Here is an 894-nt window from a genome sequence, read left to right as displayed (position 1 = left end):
ATCAATGAAAACATACTCCAAACTAAACAAGGTTTAGAACAAGATAATCAAGCAGTAAAAGAAAGCGTAGGAACAGTTCAAGTAGTAGAAAAAGGAGATTTAACTGCAAGAATTACTGCAAATCCTAGAAACCCACAATTAATTGAACTTAAAAACGTTCTTAATAAACTCTTAGATGTTTTACAAGAAAAAATAGGTTCTAATATGAATGAAATCCAAAGAGTATTTAATAGTTATAGAGCCTTAGACTTTACAACAGAAGTAAAAGATGCTAAAGGTGCAGTTGAAGTAACTACAAATGCCTTAGGACAAGAAATTATTAAAATGTTAAAACAAAGCTCTGACTTTGCAAATTCTTTAGCAGATGAGAGTGGAAAACTTCAAACTGCAGTTCAATCTTTAACAAATTCTTCTAATTCTCAAGCAGCTTCATTAGAAGAAACAGCAGCAGCATTAGAAGAAATTACTTCTTCTATGCAAAATGTTTCTCAAAAAACAAGTGATGTTATCACTCAAAGTGAAGAGATTAAAAATGTAACAAGTATAATAGGTGATATTGCAGATCAAATCAACCTACTAGCACTTAATGCTGCAATAGAAGCAGCTCGTGCAGGAGAACATGGACGAGGCTTTGCTGTTGTTGCTGATGAAGTTAGAAAACTAGCTGAGAGAACTCAAAAATCTCTAAGTGAGATAGAAGCTAATACTAACTTACTTGTTCAATCTATCAATGATATGGCTGAATCTATAAAAGAACAAACTACAGGTATTACTCAAATCAATGAAAGTGTAGCTCACATAGATCAAACTACTAAAGATAATGTTGAGATTGCAAATGAATCAGCACTTATTTCTAATACAGTAAGTGATATAGCAAGTAATATACTTGATGAT

The 894-nt window shown here is 31.8% G+C and carries 1 protein-coding gene; it reads left to right on the top strand.

What is annotated here, in order from left to right; translation table 11 throughout:
* Positions 1-894 (top strand): methyl-accepting chemotaxis protein (locus DU473_RS08125; RefSeq protein ID WP_262868332.1); only part of this gene is annotated, 894 nt, incomplete at both ends.

It is taken from the genome of Campylobacter novaezeelandiae (assembly GCF_004323845.1).
Classification (GTDB): domain Bacteria; phylum Campylobacterota; class Campylobacteria; order Campylobacterales; family Campylobacteraceae; genus Campylobacter_D; species Campylobacter_D novaezeelandiae.
This window is presented reverse-complemented; position numbering and strand designations above follow the sequence as displayed.